The following is a 26,436-nucleotide window of genomic DNA, read 5'->3' on the forward strand; positions in this document are numbered from 1 at the left end:
ATGTCACGCCAAAAAACCCTGTAGGAGCGGGCTTGCCCGCGAAGGGGCCCGTTCAGACACTACAAAGCGATCGGCTTACGCCCGGCAAACGAATGCGCCAACGTCCCGCCATCCACCAATTCCAACTCGCCGCCCAACGGCACACCATGGGCGATACGCGAGGCTATCAGGCCTTTATTGCTGAGCAACTGTGCGATGTAGTGCGCCGTCGCCTCGCCTTCCACCGTCGGGTTGGTCGCGAGGATGACTTCCGTAAAGCTCCCGGCCTCTTCGATCCGCGCCATCAATTGCGGGATTCCAATCGCCTCAGGCCCGAGACCATCAAGCGGGGACAAATGCCCTTTGAGGACGAAGTAACGACCACGGAACCCGGTCTGCTCCACCGCGTAAACATCCATCGGCCCTTCCACCACACACAATAAGGTGTCGTCGCGACGGGTATCCGCGCACTGCGGGCAAAGGTCGTCTTCGGTCAGCGTGCGGCATAACCGGCAATGGCCCACCCCTTCCATGGCCTGGCTCAAGGCCGACGCCAGTCGCAAACCACCGCTGCGATCACGTTCAAGCAGTTGCAGCGCCATGCGCTGGGCGGTTTTCTGACCTACGCCCGGCAAAATTCGCAGGGCATCGATCAGTTGGCGAATCAAAGGGCTGAAGCTCATGGGGAAACGTCCGACAAAACAACGAGACGCGGTTTATACCCGCGCCTCTCTTTAGCGTCAAATACTCAGTCTTGCGCGACCCGCACCACCAGTTTGCCGAAGTTGCGCCCTTCCAGCAGACCGATGAACGCTTCGGGCGCCTGCTCCAGGCCATCGACCACGTCTTCGCGGAATTTCACCTTGCCATCACGGACCCACGGCGCCATGGCACTGATGAATTCCGGCTGACGATCGCCGTAGTCGTCGAACACGATGAAGCCCTGAATCCGCACGCGCTTGGTCAAAAGCGTCCGTTGCAATTGCGGCAGGCGATCCGGGCCGGTTGGTGCTTCGTGGGCGTTGTAGGAAGCGATCAGGCCACACAACGGAATCCGCGCCTTGGCATTGAGCAGCGGCACCACCGCGTCGAACACCTTGCCGCCGACGTTCTCATAGTAAATGTCGATACCGCTGAAGCACGCCTGCGCCAACTCATCGGCAAAGTTCGGGCTCTTGTGGTCAACGCATGCATCAAAGCCTAATTCGTCGACGACATAACGGCATTTTTCCGCACCACCGGCCACACCGACCACGCGCAGGCCCTTGATCTTCGCCACTTGGCCGACCACCGAACCCACCGCACCGGACGCCGCCGCAACCACAAGGGTTTCGCCGGTCTTCGGCTGGCCGATGTCCATCAAGCCCATATAAGCCGTCATGCCCGGCATGCCCAGCACACCCAAGGCCATCGATGGGGTCGGCAGCCCGGACGGCACCGGGATGATGTTGCGACCATCGCTGATGCTGTGGCTCTGCCAGCCGGTGGCACCCACCACCACATCACCTTCCTGAAATTTCGGGTTCGACGAGCGCTCGACCCGGCTGACAGCCCCACCGGTCATGACCTCACCGATTTCGACGGGTGCGGCGTAGGACGGCGCGTCACTCATGCGCCCCCGCATGTACGGGTCCAGCGAGAGGTAGAGGGTCTTGAGCAGCACCTGGCCGTCAGCGAGGTCCGGAAGCGCTTCCCTTTCCAGGCGGAAATTATCCGGCGTCGGCGCGCCAACCGGGCGGGACGCCAGGACGATACGTTGGTTGAGGGTCAATGCTTGTGGCATGTGAGCGTCTCCTTTTTATCGAGAATTGGGCGGTATAGGGGAGCAGACCGTTGTCGCGGTGTCCGGTTCGATGTTTCGTCAGTTTTACCGAGGTGACTTCATCGCTGGCAAGCCAGGCTCCTACAGGGATCACCTCAATCCTGTAGGAGCCTGGCTTGCCAGCGATGGCGACCTCAAGGCATCACACTTGTAACAGGCAAAAACAAAAATGCCAGGCGCGATGCCTGGCATTTTTTTGTAGCTCATCCGACGCGCTTTAGCGAATCAGAATGGCAGTTTCATGCCCGGCGGCAGTTGCATGCCAGCGGTCATGCCGGACATTTTGTCCTGGCTGTTGGCTTCGATCTTGCGCACGGCATCGTTGACGGCGGCGGCGACGACGGCTTCCAGCATCTCTTTGTCGTCTTCGCTCAGGCCTTCAACCAGGCTCGGGTCAATGGTCACGCTCTTGACGTCGTGACGACCGGTCATCACCACGGTGACCATGTCGCCACCCGCTTTACCGATGACTTCGGCGTTGGCCAGCTCTTCCTGCATCTTGGCCATTTTTTCCTGCATCTGCTGCGCCTGCTTCATCAGGCCGGCCATGCCACCTTTCATCATGGGAATCACCTCAAAAGTACTTGGATTAAACAGCGTCCGGCCCTTTTGACCGAACGCCTTCAGTTATTAGCCCTGACTGACCAGAGCGTCGACAGGTTCAATAGTATCGTTACGGATCACCGCACCGAACTGTTGCATCATTTGCTGGATGAACGGATCGCCGTGGATTGACTCTTCGGCCTCGCGCTGACGGTTGGCACGGCGCCGGGACGCGGCCTGGGCCGGGGTTTCCTGCTCGGGCTTGATCAGCTCCATGCTCAGGGTCAGTGTGCGCCCGTGAAACTGGTTCAGCGCATCATTGAGACGACGTTGCTGAGTCGCGTTGAACAAGGCGCTGTGGGCCGGGTCCAGGTGCATCAGCCAGTGATCGCCCTCGACGGAAATCAGCGTGCAGTTGGCGGCGATACTGCCCGTCATGCCGGAGATCGGCAGTTTCGGGAACAGCTCCAGCCATTGCGCTGCCAGACCGGTGGCCGGCATCGCAGCCGGCTCAGGCTCCGGTTCCGGCGCGGGGTCGGCGGCATGTTCGCTGGCCAGTTCATCGAGGTAACTGTAGGCCGAATCCATGTCCGGTTCGATGTAATCCTCATCCAGCGGCGGTTCGTCGTCCTGGTCCATGCCCGGCGTGGCAGCATCGACTTCGGCAACGGAAGGTTCCGGGATCGGCGCCGCGGCCCATTCCGGCGCGTCCGGCACCACGCTGTCAGGCGTTGGCAACGGCATTGGCGGCAACTCGGGCTGCTTGCCAGCGGTTTCCAGAACCGGCTCGACGGCGGGTTGCTGCACGACTTCGGGCGTGACCGGGTCATTCCACGGCAGGTCGACGACTTCCTCGACCGCTACGGGCTCAACCACAGGCTCAGGCACGACAACGGGCGCAACCGGTTCAGGTTCCGGCGCGGGAGCAGGGACTGAAACTGGAGCAACAGGAGCAGGTGCAACTGCCGCAGCGACTACCGGCGCAACAACTGGCGCGGCAGCCACTGAGTTTGCGGAATCAACTGTGGCCTGGCTGATCCCCACTGGCTTTAGCGGTTGCCTCGGGGCGTCCGCGGTGTCTGCCGGGCGGAACGCGAGCATCCGCAGCAGCACCATTTCAAAACCACCACGCGGGTCGGGGGCCAACGGCAAATCGCGGCGGCCAATCAGGCCCATCTGGTAATAAAACTGCACGTCTTCGGCCGGCAACGCCTGGGCCAGCGCCAGCACCCGATCACGGTCGCCCTGGCCGTTGTCGACACCTTCAGGCAAGGCCTGGGCGATGGCGACACGGTGCAGCACGTTGAGAATTTCCGAAAGTACGCCGTTCCAGTCCGGACCTTGCTCGGCCAGATGACGGACGGCTTCGAGCAACGCCTTGGCGTCACCTTCGATCAACGCATGCAGAACGTCGTAGACCTGGCCATGATCCAGCGTACCGAGCATCGCCCGCACGTCGGCGGCCATGACCTTGCCTTCACCGAAGGCGATGGCCTGGTCGGTGAGGCTCATGGCATCGCGCATCGAGCCATCGGCGGCACGACCCAGCAGCCACAGCGCGTCGTCTTCGAACGGCACGTTCTCGACCCCCAGCACGTGGGTCAAATGCTCGACCACACGTTCCGGCGTCATGTTCTTCAAGGAGAATTGCAGGCATCGCGACAGAATGGTTGCAGGAAGTTTCTGCGGGTCGGTCGTCGCCAGGATGAACTTGACGTAGGGCGGCGGCTCTTCGAGGGTTTTCAACAGCGCATTAAAGGAATGGCTGGAGAGCATGTGCACTTCGTCGATCAGGTAGACCTTGAAGCGCCCGCGGCTCGGGGCGTACTGCACGTTGTCGAGCAGCTCGCGGGTGTCTTCGACCTTGGTCCGGCTCGCGGCGTCGATCTCGATCAGGTCGACAAAGCGCCCCTCATCGATTTCGCGGCACACCGAGCACTCGCCGCACGGCGTCGACGTGATACCTGTTTCACAGTTCAGGCATTTGGCGATGATGCGCGCGATGGTAGTCTTGCCGACCCCGCGCGTACCGGTAAACAGGTAGGCGTGGTGCAACCGCTGGCTGTCCAAGGCATTGATCAGAGCCTTGAGCACATGGGTCTGGCCGACCATTTCGCGGAACGAGCGCGGACGCCATTTACGTGCAAGAACCTGATAACTCATCGAAAACCGTCGCAACGAAGGAACAGAAGCGGCTAATGCTAGCGGAGCAAGGGCAAAATTGCATCCGGTGTGCTCGTCTAATCTGGCTAAGCTGCACTTTCCGGGCTTTAATCGGCTCGGGTTTCAGAGGTACCGGAGCGTTTATGCGTTGTGCCTTGGGGGCATTGCTATGGATAAGCCTGAACGTCGCCGCTGCCGAAGCGCCGTTGCGTTTTGTCGTGCCCGACAGTTGGGCGATGCCGATGGTGCAACTGGATCACGGCCGCCCGACCCAAGGCATTCTGTTTGACGTGATGCTCAGTCTAGCCACCCAGGTCGGTGTGCCAGCCGAATTTCATGTAATGCCCCGGGCGCGGGTGCAAAACGCCATGGAACACGGCGAGGTCGATGTGCGTTGCTATGCCGCCCCGTCCTGGCTACCCAATCAGTCAGGCGATTACATCTGGAGCATTCCGCTGTGGCATCAGCACGACATGCTGATCGGCCTGCCAGAATCGCCAGACTCGATAGCGCCAGACAATTTGCCTCGGCAACCTGTCGGCACGGTGCTCAGCTATAGCTATCCGACGCTGCAACCCTTGTTCGATACCGACCGCCTGAACCGCGAAGATGCACGCAATCAGGAACAAGTGCTGGAAAAACTTCACGCCGGGCGCTATCGCTATGCGGTGAGCAATCAATGGACACTGGACTGGTTCAATCAGCGGCTATTACCCGACCGGCAACTGAAACCGGTGGCCGTGCTGCAAGAGCAGAATGTCGGTTGCTACGTGCGCAACGACCCCAAGGTGCCGGTGCAGCGCATTCTGCACACGCTGTTGCGGATGAAAATGTCGGGAGAGATTGATGACATTGTTAGCCTGTATATCGGCAATGAGTCATCCAACGTGGCGGTGAGCAAGCTTTATTAATGTTCATTCTGAAAATCGGAAACGATGAAACGCCGCCCTGGAGATAATCCATGGCAGAACGATAAAAAGTATTTTCAGAAAAATAACGCGAAAGAGGATTCGCGCTGCGTTATGGAGGCAACCCCACCAGCCACACCCCGGCACACAATGTTCCCGCTGTGGCTGCTTCCTTCCGGATCTGACCAGGTTCACGGGTAATCGTTGCGGGGGGACCGATGGGGTCACCATAACGACGCTCACCTGACGGCGAGCCGCGCCATTGTACCTATCTGAGACGAAGTTACAACCGTTGGCGCAGATTAAAAAACATGAGTGCCTTCAAGGACATGCAACCCCCTTGAATCCCCGCCCCCTGTAGCAGCTGTCGAGCAGCGCGAGGCTGCGTTCGGCTGTGCAGCAGTCGCCAGTTCGGTGATGGTGGTTTACCTGAAAAACCGCGTCGTCTGATTTTACGACTGCTGCGCAGCCGAACGCAGCCTCGCGCTGCTCGACAGCTGCTACAGGCGGACGTTGCAGTGAACGATCGTCACAGGTCCTGCAACACCTCATCCGCCCTGCCGCCCTCTTGCTGGATCACCAGGTGAATGAAGTGCAACTTGGCGATCACAGCTGGCGGCAGGACGAACGGATAGAAATCCGGCTGCCCCATGCTGCGTGACAGTTCATTGAGCATCCCGGCCAACTCGATCCACGCCTTGACGAACGCCAGAAACGCCGCGCCGCCCGGATGCTGTGGATCGTAGAGCGCGCTCAACGGAAATGGCTGGCAATCGAAATCCATTTCCCGCGCACTCATGCCAAACCCGAGAGCGGTGTCCACCGCATCCATCATGTGCAGGTAATGCGCCCAGGTTTCCGCCCAGTCTTCCCACGGGTGCATGGTCGCGTAGGCGCTGACGCACTGCTGCTGCCAGTCGAGCGGCGCGCCTTGCTGGTAATGCCGCTCCAGCGCCTCTGCGTAACTGGCGCGCTCGTCACCGAACAGTCCGCGGAACGGTTCCAGCCAATGGCTGTTGGCGATCAGCCGGTCCCAGTAGTAATGCCCGACCTCATGCCGAAAATGCCCGAGCAACGTGCGATAGGGCTCGTGCATCTGCACCCGGACCTGCTCGCGGTGGGCGTCATCGGCTTCTTTGATGTCGAGGGTGATCAGGCCGTTGGCGTGTCCGGTGGTCGGCGACTTGCCTTCCAGGTCGACACCGATGAAATCAAACGCCAGACCGGTTTCTTCGTCGACGGTTTTTGGAGTTACCTGCAAACCCAGGCTGACCAACTGCGCGACCAGACGCCGCTTGGCCGTTTCCACCTTGCACCAGCGGTCGTGGTTTTGCGCAATCGACAGGTCAGGGATGGTGTGATTCAGGCTACAGGCGATGCACAGCGCATCGTGGTCATTAGCCGGGAGCAGCCAGTTGCACGCAGCCGGGGAATCGAGATTGGCGCAGCGGCGGAACACACCGGCTGGCGGGTCGGCATCGAGCCGCCAGGTATCAGCCTGCAAACCCGGTTGCAGCGACGACAAGCGACTCTGTTCGGGCTGATAGCCCAACGCCGCGGAACAGACCAGGCACTGGCTGTTGCGGAAGAACAGCGACTGCCCGCAACGGCACTGCCAGGCCTTGCTGTTGCGCGAGCTTTCACCGATGAAGGGCGCGGCGATGCGCGAGCTGAGCTGTTCGAAGAAGCGGTACATGGCGATCTCTCCCTGGGGCTTGCCAAGACTAGATCATTCTCCGGTGAAGATCGTTCCCACTTCTTGTGAGAGGGCTGAGATCGCCTTCGCTGGCAAGCCAGCTCCTACAAGGATCGCGTAAACCCTGTAGGAGCTGCGGTGCGACGATTCGACTTGCCAGCGAAGGACATCACACCGAAATATCGTGCTTACGCAGAAATTCGACAAATGCTTCTTCATCGAGCACTTTCAACCCTAGCTCATTAGCCTTGGCCAACTTGGAACCCGCCCCCGGCCCCGCCACCACGCAATGGGTTTTGGCCGACACCGAACCTGCCACCTTGGCACCCAGGCTTTCGAGTTTGTCCTTGGCGATGTCGCGGCTCATCAACTCCAGCGAACCGGTCAGCACCCAGGTCTGCCCTGCCAGCGGCAAGCCTTCGACGACTTTTTTCTCGCTCTGCCAGTGCATGCCAAAATCGCGCAGCTGCTTCTCGGCAGCCTCGGCGAGCTGGCGATTGTCCTCGACCGCAAAAAACTCGCGAACCGAATTGGCCTGCTTCTCCGGCAGCGCCTGACGCATGTCCAGCCAATCGGCGTTCATTACCGCTTCCAGCGAACCAAACTTGTCCGCCAACTTCTGCGCCCCGCCCGGCCCTACCGAAGGGATGTGCAGCTTGTCGAGGAATCCGCCCAGCGTGGTGCTCGCCGCAAACTCGGCGCCAAGCTCTCCTTGATCCTGAATCTGCAAGCCGTGCTTGAGCAGCTCCTCGATGACTTGCTGGTTATGCGCATCTTCAAAGAAGCTGTGGATCTCGTGAGCCACTTCAAGACCAACGTCCGGCAAGTACGTGAGCACGTGCGGCAATGCCTGCTGAACCCGCTCCAACGAGCCGAGAGAGCGCGCCAGCACCTTGGCCGTCTCTTCGCCGACATCGGGAATCCCGAGGGCATAGATGAAGCGCGCCAGGCTCGGCTTTTTGCTGTCCTCGATGGCACTCAACAGCTTGTTGCTCGACACCTCGGCAAACCCTTCCAGATCGACAATGTCGTCGAACTTCAAGGCATACAAGTCAGCCGGCGAACTCACCAGGCCTTCGTCGACCAGTTGCTCGACGCTCTTGTCCCCCAGGCCCTCGATATCCATCGCGCGACGGGAAACGAAGTGAATGATCGCCTGCTTGAGCTGCGCACCACACGCCAGACGACCGACGCAGCGGTACACCGCGCCCTCGCTGACGGTCTCGCGGCCTTTGCTGCGCTTGACCAATTGCGTGCGCTCGACCTGCGAACCGCACACCGGGCACTGCTCGGGAATCTGTACCGGGCGAGCATCTTCCGGACGGCGCTCAAGCACCACTTGCACCACTTGGGGAATCACATCACCCGCACGGCGAATGATCACCGTATCGCCGATCATCAGGCCCAACCGCGCGACCTCATCCATGTTGTGCAAGGTCGCATTGGCCACCGTGACACCGGCCACCTTGACCGGTTTCAAGCGCGCCACCGGCGTGACAGCGCCAGTACGACCGACCTGGAACTCGACGTCGAGCAGCTCGGTGAGCTCTTCCATGGCCGGGAATTTGTGCGCGATCGCCCAGCGCGGCTCGCGAGCGCGGAAACCCAGTTCCCGCTGGGAGGCGATGCTGTTGACCTTGAACACCACGCCGTCGATTTCGTACGCCAGCCCGTTTCGACGCTCGCCAATGTCGCGGTAGTAATCCAGGCATTCGTCGATGCCGTGCGCCAGTTTCAGCTCATGACTGATCGGCATGCCCCACACCTGGAGCTGCTTGAGATTACCAATGTGCGTGTCGGCAATGTCCGCCGAGATCTGTCCGATGCCGTAGCAGCAGAATTCCAGCGGGCGGTTGGCAGTGATCTTTGAATCCAGTTGGCGCAAGCTGCCGGCTGCTGCGTTACGCGGATTGGCGAAGGTCTTGCCGCCGATTTCCAGCTGGGTGGCGTTGAGCCGTTCGAAACCGGCTTTGGACATGAACACTTCGCCGCGCACTTCCAGGGTCGCGGGCCAGCCAGTGCCGTGCAGCTTGAGCGGGATGTTGCGCACGGTGCGCACGTTGACGCTGATGTCTTCGCCGGTGGCGCCGTCGCCGCGCGTCGCGCCGCGTACCAGCACGCCGTCCTGATACAGCAGGCTGACTGCCAGGCCATCCAGCTTCGGTTCACAGCTGTATTCCACCGCTGCACCGCCACCGAACAGATCACCGGCCGGCAAGTCCAGGCCTTCCGTCACCCGGCGATCGAACTCGCGCATGTCGTTCTCTTCGAAGGCGTTACCGAGGCTGAGCATCGGCACCTCGTGACGCACTTGAGTGAACGCCGACAACGCTGCGCTACCCACGCGCTGGGTCGGCGAATCGCTGGTGATCAGTTCGGGGTTAGCCGCTTCAAGGGCCTTGAGTTCGTGGAACAAACGGTCGTATTCGGCGTCCGGAATGCTTGGCTCATCCAGTACGTGATAACGATAGTTGTGCTGATCCAGCTCAGCGCGCAGCTCTAGAATGCGGTTTTTGGCGGCGGTCATGGGTGTTCTCTCATAAAGCAAAAGAGCAGCCGAGGCTGCTCAATCTGTTAAATCATTGTAGGAGCACGGCTTGCCGGCGATGGCGTCTTTGTGATCGCCATCGCGAGCAAGCTCGGCTCCTACAGGGTACGGGAGACTGTAGGAGCACGGCTTGCCGGCGATGGCGTCTTTGAGATCGCCATCGCGAGCAAGCTCGGCTCCTACAGGGTACGGGAGACGCGGCGCAGCCCCCCACACGTTGCCAATTTCAACGCTTCTGAGTCAGTGCGCGACGTTCGAATTCAACGATGCGTTGACGGTAGTGCTCAATCGTCTGGGCGGTCAACACGCTGCGCTGGTCGTCTTTCAGTTCGCCGTTCAGCTCCTGGGACAGTTTGCGCGCCGCAGCCACCATCACGTCGAAGGCTTGCTTGGGATGACGCGGACCTGGCAGACCGAGGAAGAAGCTCACGGCCGGTGTGCTGAAGTGGTCGATGTCATCCAGATCAAAAACACCCGGCTTGACCGCATTGGCCATGGAGAACAGAACTTCGCCATTACCGGCCATGCTTTCGTGACGGTGGAAGATGTCCATTTCACCGAAACGCAGACCGCTTTCCAGAATGTTCTGCAACAGCGCCGGGCCTTTGAAACCGGCGGCGTCACGGCAGATCACGCTGATTACCAGCACTTCTTCAGCTTGTGGATGATCTTTTTCGCTGACGGCTGGCGAGGCCTTGGTGTCATCCGGGAAATCGTCGTCACGGCTGCTGAAGCTCGGGCCGCCGTCCAGGTCCAGGCTGAGGTTCATGTCGCCCTGCGAAGGCTCGCCATGACCACGCTTGCCGCGCTTGGAACCCGATTCACGCGGTTCACGGGCAGGCATGCTCACCGACGGCAGATCGTGCTCGTCCAGTTGCGGTTCTTTCTGCGTATCCAACACACGATGCGGGCCCAACAGCTCGGCGCCGGTGTCCTCTTCCGGTAAATTGGACAAACTTCGGTCAAGACGGAATTTCAGTTTTCCCTTGCCGCCGCGCATACGGCGCCAGCCATCAAAAAGAATACCGGCAATGACAATAATGCCGATGACGATCAGCCACTCGCGCAGACCGATTTCCATGTAATCCCGTGCCTCTATAAAAAATGCTGAAAAATAAGGGGTTTACAACCTGCAAACCGCTTTAAAACGTGGCGCCAACTCTATGTTCTGACAGGCGTTTTGCCCACGTATACGAAAAATTGACATTAAACTAGCACGACCAAAGGCAACTTTACACCGTCTGCCACCAAGGCTTGAGCGAATATGTCGATTGGCCAGCAAGTAGAGGCAAGTAAAAACTTCCTACAGCCCGGTAATACTTACCCTACAAACGCCAACTCAGGCATCCACCATCGCCATCGCCTCCTCGACATCCACGGCCACCAGACGCGAGCAACCCGGTTCGTGCATCGTTACACCCATCAGCTGTTCGGCCATTTCCATGGCGATCTTGTTGTGGGTGATATAGATGAACTGCACCGTCTGCGACATCTCTTTGACCAGCCGTGCGTAGCGTCCAACGTTAGCGTCATCCAGCGGCGCGTCAACTTCATCGAGCATGCAGAACGGCGCCGGGTTCAACTTGAAGATCGCAAAAACCAGAGCCAAAGCAGTCAGGGCTTTTTCGCCGCCGGAGAGCAAATGGATGGTGCTGTTCTTCTTCCCTGGCGGCTGCGCCATGATCGTTACCCCTGTATCGAGTAGATCTTCGCCCGTCAGTTCCAAATACGCGCGTCCCCCACCGAAAACTTTTGGGAAAAGTGCCTGTAAACCGCCATTGATCTGATCAAAGGTATCTTTGAAGCGGTTACGGGTTTCCTTGTCGATCTTGCGAATCACGTTCTCGAGCGTGTCCAGCGCTTCCACCAAATCATCATTCTGCGCATCCAGATAACGCTTACGCTCGGATTGTTGCTGGTATTCGTCGATGGCCGCCAGGTTGATCGCACCGAGGCGCTGAATGCGCGCGGCGATGCGTTCGAGTTCTTCTTCGGCATCCTTCTCATTGGCCTCGGCAGTCAGCGTGGCGAGCACGCCGTGCAGGTCGTAGCCGTCTTCGTGCAATTGGTCTTCGAGCGTTTTGCGGCGCACGGTCAGGGCTTGCCATTCCATGCGCTGGGTTTCCATCTGGCCGCGAATCAACTGCGACTGCTGCTCGGCCTGATTACGCCGCTTCTCGGCATCGCGCAGTTCGCGGTCGGCGTCTTCCAGGGCGATCTGCGAGGTCTTGAGTTCTTCGTCGACGGTCATGCGCTTGTCGAGCAGCTCTTCCAGTTTCAGCCGCAGCTCTTCCAGTGGCGCCTCGCCTTCTTCCAGATTGAGGCTGAGCTGTTCGCGTTTTTCGGTCAGACGCTCGGACTGCATTTCCAGACGTTCCAGCGCCTGACGCGTAGAGTCGTGTTGCGCCTTCAGCGAGCCGAGACGCACGGCCAATTGATGCGCGTGATCCTTGTGCTGCCGGGCTTCCTGTCGTACCCGATCCAGTCGCTCGCGCAAGCTGTCCCGCTGGGCCAGCAGCAACTCACGCTGCTCGGTGTCCAGCGCCATGGCGTCGAGGGCTTCCTGCAATTGCAGGCGCGCTTCGCCGATGTTTTCGTGTTCCAGCGTACGCTGTTCGCTCAGCTCGGCCAGCTCTTCGTCGAGGCGCGTGCGACGCAACGTCAACTGCTCAGCCTTGGCTTTGCCGGCAGAAAGTTGCGCCTTCAATTCGCCTTGCTGGCGCGCTTCGTCTTGCAGCAGACGGCGCAGATGTTCGCGACCGTTTTCCTGCTGACGCTGCTGCGCCCTGAGGTTTTGAAGTTGGGTTTCCAGGGTTTCGACCGTGGCTTCGCGCTCTTCGCGCTCCTCGGTCAAGCGCTGGATTTCCTGGCCGCGTGCCAGCACACCGCTTTCGGCTTCGCTGGCCCGACGCACGCGTAAAAAGTGCCGACCGACCCAGTAACCATCACGACTGATCAAGCTCTGCCCGGCCGTCAATTGACCGCGCAGCGCCAACGCCTGTTCGAGGTTGTCGACCGGTTTGACCTGCCCCAGCCATGGCGACAAATCGATCTGCGCCTCAACCTTGTCGAGCAAGCTGCCCGGCACGCGCACGCCATCGCTGGCGGGGCTGAGCAAACGCAAATCGCCCTGGGCAAAACCAGCCAGATCGAAATCGCCGAAGTCATCCACCAGCACCGCTTGCAGGTCGGCGCCGAGCACGGTTTCCACCGCCAGCTCCCAACCCGCTTCAACCTTCAGGCCTTCGGCCAGACGCGGGCGATCCGCCAGATGCTGCTCACGCAACCATTCGGCGGTGCCGGTGCCCGGATCGAGCGCGGCTTGCTGCAACGCTTCAAGGGAGGCGAGACGACCGTTGAGGCGCTGCAAATCGCCTTGCGCCTGTTGCTGATTGTGCAGGGCTAATTGCAGTTCCTGACGCAATTGCTCAAGGCGTTCGACTTGCGCTTCTTCACTGGCCTGCAAATCTTCAAGCGTGGCTTCACTGGCCGCCAACTGCTCGCTGAGTTCCATGATCGCCGCGTCTTCAGGGTCTGCCGAGAGCAGCGCGCGCTCTTCGCCGAGGCGCTTCTGACGGTCGGCCAAACGCTCCATGCTGGTTTCCAGCTGCTGGATGCGCGATTGCTGAACTTCGGATTGGCGACGCGGCTCGGCAGCCGTGAGGTTGAACGTGTCCCACTGCTCCTGCCAGCCATGCATGGTGGTTTCGGATTCTTCCAGCGCGGCGGCGGCTTCTTCGGCGGCGGCGCTAGTGACTTCCTGCTCCGGGGTGAGCATGTCGAGCTCTTCGCCGAGGGTCAGCAACAGCGTGCGGTCGTGGCCCAGGTGAGATTCGGTTTCCAGGCGTGCGCGCTCGGCTTCTTTCAAATCGTCCTGCAGCTGGCGCAGGCGTTGCTGGCCGTGCTGGATGCTCTGCTCGACCCGGGCGATGTCGCCGCCGACCGAATAGAAGCGACCTTGCACCAGATTGAAGCGTTCGGACAGGTCATGGTGCCCGTCCCGGAAGCGTTCGATGCTCGCATCGGCATTGCGTTGCTCGGCGACCAAGGCTTCGAAGGTGACTTCCTGGTTGCCGATCACCGCTTCACGCTGACCGACCTGCTCGTTCAACGCCTGCCAACGCAAGGCCGACAATTGGGCCTTGAGCTGACGCTCTTCGCCTTTGTATTCCTGATACTTCTTTGCGGCTTCGGCCTGGCGGTGCAAACGCTCAAGCTGACGCTCAAGCTCTTCACGCAGGTCGGTCAGGCGCGCAAGGTTTTCGTGGGTGCGGCGGATGCGGTTTTCAGTTTCGCGCCGGCGCTCCTTGTACTTGGAGATGCCCGCCGCTTCTTCGATGAAGTTGCGCAGGTCTTCGGGCTTGGACTCGATCAGCTTGGAGATCATCCCCTGCTCGATGATCGAGTAGCTGCGCGGGCCGAGGCCTGTCCCCAGAAAGATGTCGGTGATATCGCGACGACGGCATTTGGTGCCGTTGAGGTAGTAGGTGGTCTGGCTGTCGCGGGTCACTTTGCGTCGAATGGAAATTTCCGCATAAGCGGCGTATTCGCCAAGCAGAGTGCCGTCGGAGTTATCAAATACCAGTTCGATGCTGGCCTGGCTCACCGGTTTACGACTGGTCGAACCGTTGAAGATGACGTCGGTCATCGACTCGCCGCGCAAGTTCTTGGCCGAGCTTTCGCCCATCACCCAGCGCACGGCGTCGATGATGTTCGACTTGCCGCAACCATTGGGCCCGACCACTGCCGCCATGTTGCTGGGGAAGTTCACCGTGGTCGGATCGACGAAGGATTTGAACCCCGCCAGCTTGATGCACTTGAGCCGCACGTTTAAGCGTCCGTCAGGGCAGAAACCACCAGATCGCAACTGCGCTGGGTGTAGGCCGTCAGCACTTCGCGGATCTGCGCAAAGTCACGGTTCAGGACCGCGGCGAGCAGGCGTTCGAACAGCTCAAGGAATTCGCTCATCGAGGCCTTGCGCTGGTCCAGGGCGAGGAAATACGCGCGGCTCATGGCCGGCTGCAGATTCTCGACGGTTTCCTGCAAGTACGGATTGTTGGCGAACGGATACGCGGCGCGCATCACATTGAAGCTGTCGTCGACGAAGGTGCGGATGTCCTGACGCTCGTAACTGGCGGCCAGGCGCTGCTGGATCTGCACGAACGGCGCCATGTCGGCCTGGGTTTTCCAGCCGTTGGCCACGGCATTGCCGAGCAGAATGTACAGCTCGCTCATCAGCGCGCACAGGCTCTGCACCTTGTGCGCCGTGAGTTCGGTGACATGGGCGCCCCGTCGCGGCAGGATCGCAATCAGGTGGCGACGCTCAAGGATCAGCAAGGCCTCACGAACAGAGCCGCGGCTGACATTGAGTGCCAGCGTGACCTTCTGTTCCTGAATGCGCTCCCCGGGCTTCATTTCGCCGCGAATGATGCGTTCGGCGAGGTGGTGAGCAATTTGCTCGGCGAGGCTGTCCGGCGCCTTGAACGTCATGGTTGTCCTTCAAACTCTTCGATCTGCACAGGCGGCGCAGTGTAGCGCACTTGATAGGTCATGGCGCAGGGCCCACTCGGCGGTTTTGGCACGATTCAAGCAAAAAAGCAGGCAAGTGCGCGAGGGTCAATAATGAAGGAATGAAGGGTTTACCGACAAAATGCTATTTCCTGACCTTTAAGTCAGAAAATCATTGACCGAAAAGTCAGACCTGCTAAATTCGGTCTTAGTCGGTTAACAACAATAATGAGTCTGCGAGGCCTTCCGTGATCCAGTTTTTACTTAACCAGGAACTCCGTAGCGAGCACGCCCTGGACCCAAACCTGACCGTGCTCAACTATCTGCGCGACCATGTGGGCAAACCCGGCACCAAAGAAGGCTGCGCCAGCGGTGACTGCGGCGCCTGCACCGTGGTGGTCGGTGAGTTGCAAACGGATGACGATGGCCGCGAACACATTCGCTATCGCAGCCTCAATTCGTGTCTGACGTTTGTATCGTCACTGCACGGCAAACAACTGATCAGCGTTGAAGACCTCAAACACCAAGGCGAACTGCACAGCGTTCAAAAAGCCATGGTCGAGTGCCACGGTTCGCAATGCGGTTTCTGCACCCCAGGCTTCGTCATGTCGCTGTTTGCCCTGCAAAAGAACAGTGACGCACCGGACCAACACAAAGCCCACGAAGCGCTGGCCGGCAACCTGTGCCGCTGCACCGGCTATCGGCCGATTCTGCAAGCTGCCGAGCAGTCCTGCTGCGGCAAGCAACCGGACCAGTTCGATGCGCGCGAAGCCGACACCATTGCTCGCCTTAAAGCCATTGCCCCCACGTCCATTGGCGAACTCAACAGCGGCGACAAGCGCTGTCTGGTGCCGCTGACCCTCGCTGACCTGGCCGATCTCTATGACGCTTATCCACAAGCCCGCCTGCTGGCCGGCGGTACAGACCTGGCGCTGGAAGTCACGCAGTTCCACCGCACCTTGCCGGTGATGATTTACGTCGGCAACGTGGCCGAGATGAAGCGCATCGACCGTTTTGACGATTGCCTGGAAATCGGCGCAGCCACTGCCCTCTCCGATTGCTACGAAGCGTTGAACGCCGAGTACCCGGACTTCGGTGAGTTGCTGCACCGTTTTGCGTCGCTGCAGATCCGCAACCAAGGCACCCTCGGCGGTAACATCGGCAACGCCTCGCCCATCGGAGACTCGCCTCCCCTGCTGATCGCTCTCGGCGCGCAGATCGTCCTGTGCAAGGGCGAAACCCGTCGCACCCTGGCCCTGGAAGATTACTTCATCGATTACCGGGTCACTGCGCGTCAGGAAAGCGAGTTCATCGAGAAGATCATCGTGCCGCGTGCCAGCGCCGAGCAACTGTTCCGCGCCTACAAGGTTTCCAAGCGTCTGGACGATGACATCTCCGCCGTTTGCGCCGCGTTCAATATCCGTCTGGAAAACGGCGTGATCGCTGATGCCCGCGTGGCATTCGGTGGCATGGCGGCCATACCGAAACGTGCCAGCGCCTGCGAAAAAGTATTGCTCGGTGCACCGTTCAATCACGCCACCGTCGAACGCGCCTGCGCCGCACTGGCCGAAGATTTCACGCCGCTCTCGGACTTCCGCGCCAGCAAGGAATACCGCCTGCTCAGCGCGCAAAACCTGCTGCGTAAATACTTCATCGAACTGCAAACACCGCACATCGAGACTCGGGTGACCGCTTATGTCTAATCATCACGCTGTAGAGAAGACCCAAGCCGAACTGGCTGAACTGTTCGCCAAGGACCTGACCACCGGTGTCGGCCGCAGCGTCAAGCACGACAGCGCCGCCAAACATGTGTCCGGTGAAGCGCAGTACATCGACGACCGCCTGGAGTTTCCGAACCAGCTGCACGTTTACGCACGCTTGTCGGACCGCGCCCACGCGAAAATCATCAGCATCGATACCAAGCCATGCTATGCCTTCGAAGGCGTACGCATCGCCATCACCCACGAAGACGTGCCGGGTCTGAAAGACATCGGCCCGCTGTTGCCTGGCGACCCGTTGCTGGCGATTGATGACGTGCAGTTCGTCGGTCAGCCAGTACTCGCAGTTGCGGCAAAAGACCTCGAAACCGCACGCAAGGCCGCCATGGCCGCGATCATCGAATACGAAGATCTGGAGCCGGTGCTGGACGTGGTCGAAGCCCTGCGCAAACGCCACTTCGTGCTCGACAGCCACACGCATCAGCGCGGCGATTCTGCGGGTGCCTTGGCAACGGCCGAGCATCGCATCCAGGGCACGCTGCACATCGGCGGACAGGAACACTTCTACCTCGAAACCCAGATCTCATCGGTGATGCCGACTGAAGATGGCGGGATGATCGTCTACTGCTCGACGCAGAACCCGACCGAAGTGCAGAAGCTCGTCGCCGAAGTGCTCGACGTATCGATGAACAAAATCGTCGTCGACATGCGCCGCATGGGCGGTGGTTTCGGTGGCAAGGAAACTCAGGCAGCAAGTCCTGCGTGCCTGTGCGCCGTGATCGCACACCTCACCGGTCAACCGACCAAAATGCGCCTGCCGCGCGTTGAAGACATGCTGATGACCGGCAAGCGTCACCCGTTCTACGTCGAGTACGACGTTGGCTTCGACAGCACCGGCCGCCTGCACGGCATCGCGCTGGAACTGGCGGGTAACTGCGGCTGCTCACCGGACCTGTCGGCGTCGATTGTCGACCGTGCGATGTTCCACGCCGACAACTCGTACTACCTGGGCGATGCGACCATTAACGGTCATCGCTGCAAGACCAACACCGCGTCGAACACCGCTTACCGTGGGTTCGGTGGCCCGCAAGGCATGGTCGCGATTGAAGAAGTGATGGATGCGATCGCCCGCCATCTGGGCCTCGATCCACTGGCCGTGCGCAAGGCCAACTACTACGGCAAGACCGAACGCAACGTCACGCATTACTACCAGACTGTCGAGCACAACATGCTCGAAGAAATGACCGCCGAACTTGAAGAAAGCAGCCAGTACTTTGAGCGCCGCGAAGCGATTCGTCGCTACAACGCCAACAGCCCGATCCTGAAAAAAGGCCTGGCGCTGACCCCGGTGAAATTCGGTATTTCCTTCACCGCCAGCTTCCTCAACCAGGCCGGCGCACTGATCCACGTCTACACCGACGGCAGCATCCACCTGAACCATGGTGGAACCGAAATGGGCCAGGGCTTGAACACCAAAGTCGCGCAAGTCGTGGCCGAAGTATTTCAGGTGGAAATGGAACGCGTGCAGATCACCGCGACCAACACCGATAAGGTGCCAAACACCTCGCCAACTGCGGCGTCCAGCGGTGCCGACCTGAACGGTAAAGCGGCACAGAACGCGGCTGAAATCATCAAAAAACGCCTGGTCGAATTTGCCGCACGGCACTACAAGGTCAGCGAAGAAGACGTGGAATTCCACAACGGTCACGTGCGGGTTCGTGATCACATCCTGACGTTTGAAGCGCTGATCCAGCAGGCGTATTTCGCTCAGGTGTCGCTGTCGAGCACCGGCTTCTACAAGACCCCGAAAATTTTCTACGACCGCAGCCAGGCGCGGGGGCGGCCGTTCTACTACTACGCCTTTGGCGCAGCGTGCTGCGAGGTGATCGTCGACACCCTGACCGGCGAATACAAGATGCTGCGCACCGACATCCTCCACGACGTCGGCGCCTCGCTGAACCCGGCCATCGACATCGGCCAGGTCGAGGGCGGATTCATCCAGGGCATGGGCTGGCTGACCATGGAAGAACTGGTGTGGAACGACAAGGGCAAACTGATGACCAACGGCCCGGCCAGCTACAAGATCCCGGCCGTGGCGGACATGCCGCTGGACCTGCGGGTGAAGCTGGTGGAAAACCGCAAGAATCCGGAAGACACGGTGTTCCATTCCAAGGCTGTGGGTGAGCCGCCGTTCATGCTGGGCATTGCGTCGTGGTGTGCGATCAAGGATGCCGTGGCGAGCCTCGGTGACTACAAGCATCAACCGAAAATCGACGCACCGGCGACCCCGGAGCGGGTGCTGTGGGGCTGTGAGCAGATGCGGCAGTTGAAGGCGGTGAAAGCCGTGGAAGCTGAAACCGAGCTGGCTTCGCTCTAGGACCGCGTCGCCTGGTTCGCTGGCAAGCCAGCTCCTACAGGTTTTGCGTTCCCCTGTAGGAGCTGGCTTGCCAGCGAAGAGGCCCGAACAGACAACAGAGATGTTGAGGTGAAACATGTACAACTGGATCGACGCCCTCGCCGACCTGCAATCCCAGGGTGAACCCTGCGTGTTGGTGACCATCATCGAAGAGCTCGGCTCGACGCCGCGCAATGCCGGTTCGAAGATGGTCATCAGCGCCACCCAGACCTTCGACACCATCGGTGGCGGGCATCTGGAATACAAGGCCATGCAGATCGCCCGCGACATGCTCGCCAGCGGCAAACAGGACACGCACCTGGAGCGCTTCAGCCTCGGCGCCAGCCTTGGCCAGTGCTGCGGCGGCGCGACGGTGTTGCTGTTCGAACCGATGGGCCAGGTGCAGGCGCAGATCGCCGTGTTCGGCGCCGGTCACGTTGGCCGCGCACTGGTGCCACTGCTCGCCAGCCTGCCTTGCCGGGTGCGCTGGATCGATTCGCGGGAAGACGAATTCCCTGAACAGATCCCCCACGGCGTGCGCAAGATTGTCAGCGAAGAACCGGTGGATGAAATCGACGACCTGCCCGCCGGCAGCTATTGCATCGTCATGACCCACAATCACCAGCTCGACCTCGAACTCACCGCCGCGATCCTCAAACGAAATGACTTCGCCTACTTCGGCCTGATCGGTTCGAAGACCAAACGGGTGAAGTTTGAACATCGTCTTCGTGATCGCGGTTTCGACAACAGCGTTGTGCAACGCATGCGTTGCCCAATGGGCATCGGCGAAGTCAAAGGCAAGTTGCCTGTGGAAATCGCCATCTCCATCGCCGGCGAAATCATCGCCACCTATAACGCGAATTTCGGCCAGCAGACCGCCAGCGCCGGATCATCGATTGCCAAACTGCTGCCAGCTTCACGCCGCAGTCAAGCCTCTAACTGAGAACTCCCATGCCTTTGACTCGCAAAGCCTACCGTGCCGCCATCCTGCACAGCATCGCCGACCCCGCCGAAGTCGGGATCGAAGCCTCGTACGAGTATTTCGAAGACGGCTTGCTGGTAGTCGATAACGGCCAGATCAGTGCGCTCGGCCACGCCAGCGATTTGCTGCCGACGCTGCCGACCGATATCGAGATCACTCATTATCAGGATGCGTTGATCACACCGGGCCTCATCGATACCCACATCCATTTGCCGCAAACCGGCATGGTCGGCGCCTTCGGCGAGCAACTGCTGGACTGGCTCAACACCTACACCTTCCCGTGCGAACGCCAGTTCGCCGACAAGGCTCATGCCGATGAAGTGGCCGACATTTTCATCAAGGAACTGCTGCGCAACGGCACCACCACCGCGCTGGTGTTCGGCAGCGTGCATCCGCAATCGGTGAACTCGTTCTTCGAGGCCGCCGAACAGCTCGACCTGCGCATGATCGCCGGCAAGGTGATGATGGACCGCAATGCGCCGGATTACCTGACCGACACCGCCGAATCCAGCTACGTCGAAAGCAAGGCGCTGATCGAACGCTGGCACGGCAAGGGCCGCTTGCACTACGCCGTCACCCCGCGTTTCGCCCCGACCAGCACCCCGGAACAACTGACCCTTGCCGGCCAGTTGCTGAGTGAATACCCGGACCTGTACATGCAGACCCACATCAGTGAAAACCTGAAAGAAGTCGAGTGGGTCAAGGAGCTGTTCCCGGAACGCAAAGGCTACCTGGAAGTTTACGATCACTACAAATTGCTGGGCGAGCGCTCGGTGTTTGCCCACGGCGTGCACCTGTGCGACGACGAGTGCGCACGGCTGGCAGAAACCGGCTCGGCGATCGCGTTCTGCCCGACGTCGAACTTCTTCCTTGGCAGCGGTTTGTTCAACCTGCCGATGGCCGAGAAACACAAACTGAATGTCGGCCTGGGTACAGATGTGGGCGGCGGCACCAGTTTCTCGCTGCTGCAAACCTTGAACGAAGCGTACAAAGTCATGCAGTTGCAAGGTGCGCGCCTGAGCCCCTTCAAATCGCTGTACCTGGCCACGCTCGGTGGTGCGCGAGCGCTACGACTGGAAGACAAGATCGGCACGCTGAAACCGGGCACCGACGCGGACTTCCTGGTGCTGGACTACAACGCCACGCCACTGCTGAGCTATCGCTTGAAGCAGGCAAACAACATCGCCGAGACGTTGTTTGTGTTGATGACGCTGGGGGATGACCGCACTGTTCTGCAGACGTATGCCGCGGGGAATCTGGTGCATCAGCGCTGAGTTTTTCCGGGCATAAAAAAATCCCCCACTGCTTAACAGCCTGGGGGATTTTTATTGTCCGTCAGATCGCCATCGCGAGCAGGCTCGCTCCCACAGTGGATCTTCGCTGATCACAAATTTTGCATTCAACACAAAACCCTGTGGGAGCGAGCCTGCTCGCGAATGGGGCAACTCGGTCTATCAGAGTTTCGCGCTCGGCCGCCCTGGCTTCTTGGTCTGCAACAAATGCGAGAACACCGCGTGCAAATCATCCGACGCACTTTCTTCGTCAAGGTTGAGTTTGCTGTCGATGTGATCCATATGATGCATCATCAAACTCACCGCCAGCTCAGCGTTGCGCGCTTCGATGGCGTCGATCAGCTGGGTGTGCTCGTCGTAGGAACAGTGCGAACGGTTGCCACTTTCGTACTGGGCAATGATCAACGAAGTCTGCGACACCAGACTGCGCTGGAAGCTGATCAGGGGCGCATTCTTCGCCGCTTCAGCGAGTTTCAGGTGGAATTCACCCGACAGACGGATGCCGGCACCGCGATCGCCCCGGGAGAAGCTGTCGCGCTCATCGCTGACCATCTGCCGCAACTCGGCGAGCTCCTCTGCGGTCGCGTGTTGCACCGCCAGCTCAGTGATCGCCCGCTCAACCAGACGGCGCGAAAAGAACACCTGTCTGGCCTCTTCGACGCTCGGGCTGGCGACGACCGCGCCACGGTTCGGACGCAGCAGCACGACGCCTTCATGGGCCAGGCGCGACAGTGCGCGGCGAATGATGGTGCGACTGACCCCGAAAATTTCCCCCAGCGCTTCTTCGCTCAACTTGGTGCCGGGCGCCAGGCGCTGTTCGAGAATGGCCTCGAAGATATGCGCGTAGACAATATCGTCCTGGGTACCGCTGCGACCGGCTTTGCCTGTACGCGGTTGTTTCTTTAGGGGCTGCAACTGTTCGTTCATGGGCACTCGAGTCGGGAGAACTGCGGCGAATTGACCGTGACTGTAATACGGCACAGTGGGTCGCTGGCAAGTATCGCGTAAAAAACACGGCGATTGTACACAATGGATGGTGGCAACACGACTGTACGGCTGTTTGTCGCTTCCGCTGTATTGCAACGATCCGCTACGTTTGAGTTTAGGCTTGAACGCAGATTCCGCCGCTTGAACGCGATCCCTGTAGGAGCCGAGCTTGCTCGCGATGGCGTCTCGCCAGTCAACACATGTGTCGATTGACCCACCGCCATCGCGAGCAAGCTCGGCTCCTACAGGGTTCAGTGGCGTTTCGGACATTTTTATCAGAAGGAACACCGCTGTCATGAACGACGCCACGCACACGCAGCTCCGACCATTGGCCGACACCTCGCCATCGGCCATCGTCGCCGGGTTTATCGCGATGATGACCGGTTACACCAGCTCTCTGGTGCTGATGTTCCAGGCCGGACAAGCGGCGGGCCTGACCAGCGGACAGATTTCGTCGTGGATCTGGGCGATCTCGATTGGCATGGCCGTGTGCTCGATTGGCCTGTCGTTGCGTTATCGCACCCCCATCACAATTGCCTGGTCGACACCTGGTGCCGCGTTGCTGATCACCAGCCTGGGCGGTGTGAGTTACGGCGAGGCCATCGGCGCCTACATCACGTGTGCGGTGCTGGTGACAATCTGTGGCTTGACCGGCAGCTTCGAACGGCTGGTGAAGAAGATTCCGGCGTCCCTGGCTGCGGCGCTGCTGGCTGGGATTCTGTTCAAGATCGGCAGCGAGATTTTCGTCGCCGCCCAGCATCGCACCGGGCTGGTGCTGGGCATGTTCTTCACCTATCTGCTGATCAAGCGCCTGTCGCCACGTTATGCCGTGCTGGCCGCGCTGTTGATCGGCACGGCGTTGTCCGGGTTCATGGGGCTGCTGGATTTCAGTGGTTTCCATCTGGAAGTGGCGACGCCGGTCTGGACCACGCCGCACTTTTCCCTGGCCGCGACCATCAGCATCGGCATTCCGCTGTTCGTGGTGGCCATGACCTCGCAGAACATGCCGGGCATCGCCGTACTGCGCGCCGACGGTTATACCGTGCCGGCTTCACCGCTGATCACCACTACTGGCATCGCCTCATTGCTGCTGGCCCCATTCGGCTCCCACGGGATCAACCTGGCGGCCATCAGCGCAGCGATTTGCACCGGGCCGCATGCCCATGAAGATCGCAACAAGCGCTACACGGCCGCCGTCTGGTGCGGGATTTTCTACGGGATTGCCGGGGTATTCGGCGCGACGCTGGCGGCGCTGTTTGCCGCGTTGCCGAAGGAGTTGGTGCTGTCGATTGCGGCGCTGGCGTTGTTCGGCTCGATCATCAATGGCTTGAGCATCGCAATGACCGAGGTGAAGGAACGTGAAGCGGCGTTGATCACCTTTATGGTCACGGCCTCGGGGCTGACGCTGTTTTCCATCGGTTCGGCGTTCTGGGGGATTGTCGCGGGGGTGTTGACGCTGGTGATTTTGAATTGGCGTAGTAACTGAAAAATCGCAGCCTCGTTGCACTCGACAGCTGCTACATGGAACGCGTTCATCCTGTAGGAGCTGTCGAGTGCAACGAGGCTGCGATCTCGCGCATAAAAAAACGGCGACCCTTGGGTCGCCGCTTCTTTTATGACATCAAGCTACCGGATTGATCGGCTTTTCCGGGTACCAGACGTCGATCAGCGGGCTGACGGTTGCTTCAGTCAGTTCGCTGCGGCCTTTGAGCCAGGCTTCAACAGCAGCACGCTGCTCTTCGGATACCGAGCCACGCTTCTGCAGGCAAACCAGACCGAAGTCGTCGCCGCCAACATAGCCCAGACCGTTGGCTTCCATGGCTTCTTTCAGAAACGCGTCGAGGAAAGCATCAATGGCTTCATCAGCCAAATCTTCTTTGAAATCCAGGTTCAGTTCGAAACCCAGCTCTTGAAATTCATCGACGCACAGTTTTTTGCGCAGACGCTGGGAACGGTTAGTCGCCATTGGAACAATCCTCAAAAGTAATAACGGGCGGCACTTTAGCAGTTTAAGCCACTAATTGCCCGACTCTCTGGGGTGCATGTCTGACCACTGGTAAAAAAATAGCGGATTAGAGGGGTATGGCACGGCACACGACTTCAAGCCTTGGGGCATAATGCCGACACTTTCATGACCACTGAGGGATTTTATCGCCATGCCCTCGTTTTTTTCCCCCTCGCCTGTAGGGTTTTATTGCACATGATCAAGTCTTTACGTCCATTGCTGCTGGCCAGTTTCATTCTTCCTCTGGCCCTTTCCGTTTCCGCCGCCCCGGTCAACACCGCGCTCTCGCCCAACGTCGAAAAAGCCCTCAAGGCCAGTAAACTGCAAGACAGCGCCCTATCGCTGGTAATGATCCCGCTCACAGGCCCAGGCACCCCGACCGTTTTCAACGCTGACGTCTCGGTCAATCCGGCCTCGACCATGAAGTTGGTCACCACGTATGCCGCGCTGGAAATGCTCGGCCCGAACCATCAGTGGAAAACCGAGTTCTACACCGACGGCACCCTCAGCGGCGGCATCCTCAACGGCAACCTCTACCTCAAGGGTGGCGGCGATCCTAAGCTGAACATGGAAAAACTCTGGCTGCTAATGCGCGATCTGCGCGCCAACGGCGTGACGCAAATCACCGGTGACCTGGTGCTGGACCGCAATTTTTTCACCCAACCGCAATTGCCCGAGTTCAATGATGATGGCAACGACGAGAACAAGCCGTTCCTGGTCAAGCCCGACTCGCTGATGGTCAACCTCAAGGCCCTGCGCTTTGTGGCGCGCAACGACAACGGCCGGGTGCTGGTGTCGGTGGAACCGCCGATTGCCAGCATCCGTATCGAAAACCAGGTCAAAGCCGTCAACTCCAAGCAATGCACCGGTGGCGTGCGTTACAACCCGGTGACCCAGGCCGATGGCAGCATGACCGTGACGGTCGGTGGCCAGTTGGGCGATGGCTGCAGCTCCCAGACGTACCTGTCGCTGCTTGACCACGCGACTTACACCGCTGGCGCTGTGCGGGCCATCTGGAAAGAACTGGGCGGCAGCATTCAGGGCAAGGATGTACTCGCGCCCACCCCAAGCGGTGCCAAATTGCTGGCCCGGGCTTACTCGCCGGACCTGGCGGAAATCATCCGCGACATCAACAAATACAGTAACAACACCATGGCTCAGCAACTGTTCCTGAGCCTGGGGCAGAAGTTCCGCACCGATGCCGACGGGGATGATGCCAAGGCCGCGCAGCGTGTGGTCCGTCAGTGGCTGGCGAAGAAAGGCATCACGGCGCCGCACCTGGTGATGGAGAACGGTTCCGGCCTGTCCCGCTCCGAACGCGTCAGCGCCCGTGAAATGGCAGCCATGCTGCAAGCGGCATGGCACAGCCCGTATGCCGCCGAGTTCATCAGTTCGATGCCGATTGCCGGCACCGACGGCACCATGCGCAAACGCCTGAAAACCACCGCGATGCGCGGCGAAGCCCACGTCAAGACGGGCACTCTGAACACCGTACGCGCCATCTCCGGCTTCAGCCGCGACGTCAATGGCAACACTTGGGCAGTGGTGGCGATCCTTAACGACAAGGCACCGTTTGGCGCGTCTTCGGTACTGGATCAGGTGCTGCTGGACCTGTATCGCCAGCCGAAACTGCCGGAAACGGCTTCGGTGCTATAACCCAGTCTAAAGAACACCAAAGATCCAATGTAGGAGCGGGCTTGCCCGCGAATGCGGTGTGTCATCCAGCATTTATGTTGACTGACACACCGCTTTCGCGGGCAAGCTGATCTGGTCCAGTAATTTTGGACATTGTTTTCGGTTCTCACGCCGCCATCTTTTCTGCCGCTACCGGCGAGTGGTAACCGTTGTAGCTGTGGCGCCTTACATTGTTGTAGCGCGCCACATATCGGT

Annotated in this window: 18 protein-coding genes and 1 other RNA gene; 7 read left to right on the forward strand and 12 right to left on the reverse strand. The window is 59.8% G+C overall.

Translation table 11 applies throughout. The features are described 5' to 3' along the window. Nucleotides 1–59: 59 nt before the first annotated feature. The 4 genes from recR to dnaX all read right to left on the reverse strand — a co-directional run bounded on the left by recR (nt 60) and on the right by dnaX (nt 4,507). Entirely contained in the window at nt 60–662 is a 603-nt protein-coding gene (gene recR / locus KGB06_RS02975) for a recombination mediator RecR (RefSeq protein ID WP_223511751.1), read from the reverse strand. A gap of 65 nt (nt 663–727) precedes the next feature. Continuing rightward, nucleotides 728–1,762: an NADP-dependent oxidoreductase gene (locus KGB06_RS02980; protein ID WP_223511752.1), complete on the reverse strand. Its 1,035-nt coding sequence runs from the start codon at nt 1,760–1,762 to the stop codon at nt 728–730. 264 nt (nt 1,763–2,026) lie between these two features. Continuing rightward, nucleotides 2,027–2,365, reverse strand: a complete 339-nt coding sequence (locus KGB06_RS02985; protein WP_027921723.1) for a YbaB/EbfC family nucleoid-associated protein — start codon at nt 2,363–2,365, stop codon at nt 2,027–2,029. Between the two features lie 66 nt (nt 2,366–2,431). Next, nucleotides 2,432–4,507, reverse strand: coding sequence for a DNA polymerase III subunit gamma/tau (dnaX, locus tag KGB06_RS02990; RefSeq protein ID WP_223511753.1), 2,076 nt, complete (start codon nt 4,505–4,507; stop codon nt 2,432–2,434). A 143-nt stretch (nt 4,508–4,650) separates the two neighbouring features. Here dnaX and KGB06_RS02995 point away from each other — a divergent pair, with 143 nt between their 5' ends. Continuing rightward, on the forward strand, nt 4,651–5,418 hold the full coding sequence (locus tag KGB06_RS02995; RefSeq protein WP_223511755.1) for a substrate-binding periplasmic protein: 768 nt from the start codon (nt 4,651–4,653) through the stop codon (nt 5,416–5,418). A gap of 121 nt (nt 5,419–5,539) precedes the next feature. On the opposite strand, the gene ffs is transcribed toward KGB06_RS02995, so the two are convergent. The 6 genes from ffs to KGB06_RS03025 form a co-directional block, all read right to left on the reverse strand. Beyond that, nucleotides 5,540–5,636, reverse strand: an RNA gene (gene ffs / locus KGB06_RS03000) — signal recognition particle sRNA small type. Between the two features lie 308 nt (nt 5,637–5,944). Then, a complete protein-coding gene (locus KGB06_RS03005) occupies nt 5,945–7,111 on the reverse strand; it encodes a putative zinc-binding metallopeptidase (protein ID WP_223511756.1) in 1,167 nt (388 codons plus the stop codon). Nucleotides 7,112–7,280: 169 nt separating this feature from the next. After that, entirely contained in the window at nt 7,281–9,638 is a 2,358-nt protein-coding gene (gene ligA, locus KGB06_RS03010) for an NAD-dependent DNA ligase LigA (protein ID WP_223511757.1), read from the reverse strand. Between the two features lie 247 nt (nt 9,639–9,885). Beyond that, nucleotides 9,886–10,740, reverse strand: a complete 855-nt coding sequence (zipA, locus tag KGB06_RS03015) for a cell division protein ZipA (RefSeq protein ID WP_223511758.1) — start codon at nt 10,738–10,740, stop codon at nt 9,886–9,888. 258 nt (nt 10,741–10,998) lie between these two features. After that, entirely contained in the window at nt 10,999–14,487 is a 3,489-nt protein-coding gene (gene smc, locus KGB06_RS03020) for a chromosome segregation protein SMC (RefSeq protein WP_223511759.1), read from the reverse strand. 2 nt (nt 14,488–14,489) lie between these two features. Then, nucleotides 14,490–15,149 (reverse strand): GntR family transcriptional regulator, encoded by a 660-nt coding sequence (locus KGB06_RS03025; RefSeq protein WP_223511760.1) that lies wholly within the window; start codon nt 15,147–15,149, stop codon nt 14,490–14,492. A 266-nt stretch (nt 15,150–15,415) separates the two neighbouring features. On the opposite strand from KGB06_RS03025, the gene xdhA reads away from it, so the two are divergent. From xdhA to guaD, 4 genes are all read left to right on the forward strand, one after another. Then, nucleotides 15,416–16,870 (forward strand): xanthine dehydrogenase small subunit, encoded by a 1,455-nt coding sequence (xdhA, locus tag KGB06_RS03030; RefSeq protein ID WP_223511761.1) that lies wholly within the window; start codon nt 15,416–15,418, stop codon nt 16,868–16,870. After that, a complete protein-coding gene (xdhB, locus tag KGB06_RS03035; RefSeq protein ID WP_223511762.1) occupies nt 16,863–19,262 on the forward strand; it encodes a xanthine dehydrogenase molybdopterin binding subunit in 2,400 nt (799 codons plus the stop codon). Before xdhA ends, xdhB begins: the two co-directional genes overlap by 8 nt. A gap of 115 nt (nt 19,263–19,377) precedes the next feature. Beyond that, complete coding sequence (gene xdhC, locus KGB06_RS03040; RefSeq protein WP_223511764.1) at nt 19,378–20,223, forward strand: xanthine dehydrogenase accessory protein XdhC; 846 nt, start codon at nt 19,378–19,380, stop codon at nt 20,221–20,223. An 8-nt stretch (nt 20,224–20,231) separates the two neighbouring features. Then, nucleotides 20,232–21,536, forward strand: a complete 1,305-nt coding sequence (guaD, locus tag KGB06_RS03045; protein ID WP_223511766.1) for a guanine deaminase — start codon at nt 20,232–20,234, stop codon at nt 21,534–21,536. 180 nt (nt 21,537–21,716) lie between these two features. Here the strand turns inward: guaD and KGB06_RS03050 are convergent, their stop codons facing one another. Then, a complete protein-coding gene (locus KGB06_RS03050; RefSeq protein ID WP_223511768.1) occupies nt 21,717–22,481 on the reverse strand; it encodes a GntR family transcriptional regulator in 765 nt (254 codons plus the stop codon). Nucleotides 22,482–22,836: 355 nt separating this feature from the next. Between KGB06_RS03050 and KGB06_RS03055 the strand changes: the two genes are divergently transcribed. After that, nucleotides 22,837–24,027, forward strand: a complete 1,191-nt coding sequence (locus KGB06_RS03055; protein ID WP_223511770.1) for a benzoate/H(+) symporter BenE family transporter — start codon at nt 22,837–22,839, stop codon at nt 24,025–24,027. A 135-nt stretch (nt 24,028–24,162) separates the two neighbouring features. Here KGB06_RS03055 and KGB06_RS03060 read toward each other — a convergent pair whose 3' ends face one another. Continuing rightward, complete coding sequence (locus tag KGB06_RS03060) at nt 24,163–24,507, reverse strand: YggL family protein (RefSeq protein ID WP_007896965.1); 345 nt, start codon at nt 24,505–24,507, stop codon at nt 24,163–24,165. Between the two features lie 234 nt (nt 24,508–24,741). Here KGB06_RS03060 and dacB point away from each other — a divergent pair, with 234 nt between their 5' ends. Next, a complete protein-coding gene (dacB, locus tag KGB06_RS03065) occupies nt 24,742–26,202 on the forward strand; it encodes a D-alanyl-D-alanine carboxypeptidase/D-alanyl-D-alanine-endopeptidase (protein ID WP_223511772.1) in 1,461 nt (486 codons plus the stop codon). The last annotated feature ends 234 nt before the right edge of the window (nt 26,203–26,436 follow it).

It is taken from the genome of Pseudomonas sp. GL-B-19, from assembly GCF_019956415.1.
Lineage (GTDB): Bacteria > Pseudomonadota > Gammaproteobacteria > Pseudomonadales > Pseudomonadaceae > Aquipseudomonas.